Origin of the sequence: Bradyrhizobium sp. (assembly GCF_049581145.1) — a bacterium.
Classification (GTDB): domain Bacteria; phylum Pseudomonadota; class Alphaproteobacteria; order Rhizobiales; family Xanthobacteraceae; genus Bradyrhizobium.
The window spans coordinates 1-2,517 of sequence record NZ_JBAURI010001104.1; the positions used below are offsets into that span (position 1 = coordinate 1).

Genomic DNA, 2,517 nt, shown 5'->3' on the forward strand with positions numbered 1-2,517 from the left:
CCTCGATATAGGGCACGGTGTGCGCACCGCATTTGTCGCCGATCAGGAGCGAATCGCAGGCCGTGAAGTTGCGGGCGCCGGTCGCCTTGCGGTGCGCGGTGACGAGGCCGCGATAGGTGTTCTGCGATTTGCCCGCCGCAATGCCCTTGGAGATGATGCGGCTCGACGTGTTCTTGCCGAGATGGATCATCTTGGTGCCGCTATCGACCTGCTGGTAGCCGTTCGAGATCGCGATCGAGTAAAATTCTCCACGCGAATTATCGCCGCGCAGAATGCAGCTCGGATATTTCCAGGTGATCGCCGACCCGGTCTCGACCTGGGTCCAGGAGATCTTCGAATTGACGCCGCGGCAGTCGCCACGCTTGGTGACGAAATTGTAGATGCCGCCCACACCTTCCGAGTTGCCCGGGTACCAGTTCTGCACCGTCGAATATTTGATCTCGGCATCGTCGAGCGTGACCAGTTCGACCACCGCGGCATGCAGCTGGTTCTCGTCGCGCTGCGGCGCGGTGCAACCCTCGAGATAGCTGACGTAAGCGCCCTTGTCGGCGATGATCAGCGTGCGCTCGAACTGCCCGGTGTTGCGCTCATTGATGCGGAAATAGGTCGACAATTCCATCGGGCAGCGCACGCCCGGCGGCACGTAGACGAACGAACCGTCGGAGAACACCGCCGAGTTCAGGGTGGCGAAGAAATTGTCCGAGGTCGGCACCACACTGCCGAGATACTTCTTCACCAGCTCGGGATGCTCGCGAATCGCTTCCGAGATCGGCATGAAGATCACGCCGGCCTTCATCAGTTCCGCCTTGAAGGTGGTCGCGACCGACACCGAATCGAAGACGGCATCGACCGCGATCCGACGCTCTGGAGATGCGCTCGCGCCCTCCGGCTTCACCACGCCTTCCAGCACCGCGACCTCGCGCAGGGGGATGCCGAGCTTCTCGTAGGTCTTGAGGATTTCGGGATCGATCTCATCCAGCGACGAAACCTGCTTCTTCGGCTTCGGCGCGGAGTAGTAATAGAGATCCTGGTAATCGATCCCTGGATAATCGACCCGCGCCCAGACGGGTTCGGTCATGGTGAGCCAGCGGCGATAGGCCTCCAGCCGCCATTCCAGCATCCAGGCCGGTTCGTTCTTCTTTGCTGAGATGAAGCGGACGGTGTCTTCCGACAGCCCCTTGGGAGCCTTGTCGGATTCGATCAGCGTCTCGAATCCATATCGATATTGGTCGACGTCGATCCGGCGTACCCGGTCGACCGTCTCTTGTACGGCTGGCATTCCATCCTCCGCTCACGGTTTCAAGGACCGCGGTGGACAAGTCTCGCAACACCATTACGATGTTTTCGCGCCGAACGCACCTGCTTAGAACCGTTCAAGCTGTGTTTCGTCGCAACCCTTAATTAGGGTACCTGAGAGCTTTCGCCAAGCCTCCAGGCAGCGATCAATGTCTGCCTCCGCCGTGGACCAGCCCAGACTGAGCCGCACCGCTCCTTGCGCGAGTTTTGCGTCGAATCCCATCGCCTCCAGCACATGTGACGGCTGAACCTTGCCCGAGGAACAGGCGGAGCCCGAGGAAACGGCAATCCCTTCGAGGTCGAAGGCGATCACCGCAGTTTCCGCCTTGAGCCCGGGAACCGTGAACAGCGTGGTATTTGGCAGCCGGGAGACCTGCTCGGCGAAGACAATGGCTCCCGGGGTTCGCTTCAGGCCGCTTTCCAGGCGGTGGCGGATGGCCTCCAGCCGAATCGCACCGTCCTCGAGCCCACCCAGGGCCGCCGCTATCGCCGCGCCGAAGCCCGTGATCCCCGCAACGTTCTCGGTCCCGGCACGGCGGCCGAATTCCTGACCACCGCCGCGCAGCAGGGGCTCGAAACCAGCCAGGCCTTCGGCGAGCACGAGGGCGCCGACGCCCTTCGGGCCGCCGATCTTGTGCGCGGAGATCGTCACAAGATCTGCACCCAATGATTTGATATTTATAGGTATTTTTCCAAACGCCTGGATTGCGTCGACGTGCAGCAAGCCACCCGCATGGTGGACGATCTGGGCCGCTTCCGCGATCGGCTGGACCGCCCCGGTCTCGTTATTGGCGGCCATGATCGAAACCAGCGCCGGCGGCCCGTTGAGCCCGGTGCGGAGCTGGTCGAGGTCCACCAGGCCCGAACGCGTCACCCGGACCCTGCCGACGGCTTCAGCAGGAAACCGACCGCCCGCGAGCACCGAAGCATGCTCGATCGCCGACACCACGAGCCGCTCGACCGGTTGGCCGGACGCGCCGCGCAGCCCTGGCGCCAGCGCCAGTGCATTGGCTTCGGTTCCCCCCGAGGTGAAGACGACGTTCCGCTGCAACGCCCCGAGGCTTGCCGCGACCAGGGCCCGCGCGTCCTCGACCAGGCGGCGGGCTCTGCGGCCCTCGGCATGGACCGACGACGGATTGCCGCAGATGTCCCCTGCGGCCGTCATGGCCTGCCGCGCCTCGGGGCGGAGCGGGGTGGTCGCATTCCAGTCGAGATAGACCC

The 2,517-nt window shown here is 63.4% G+C and carries 2 protein-coding genes; both read right to left on the reverse strand.

The annotated features are described in order from the left end of the window. Positions 1 to 1,279, reverse strand: a 1,279-nt coding sequence (gene sufB / locus WCB02_RS35490; protein ID WP_423966093.1) for a Fe-S cluster assembly protein SufB, incomplete at its 3' end; no start/stop codon positions are given. 84 nt (positions 1,280 to 1,363) lie between these two features. After that, on the reverse strand, positions 1,364 to 2,517 hold a 1,154-nt coding region (locus WCB02_RS35495; protein ID WP_423966096.1), incomplete at its 5' end, for a cysteine desulfurase family protein.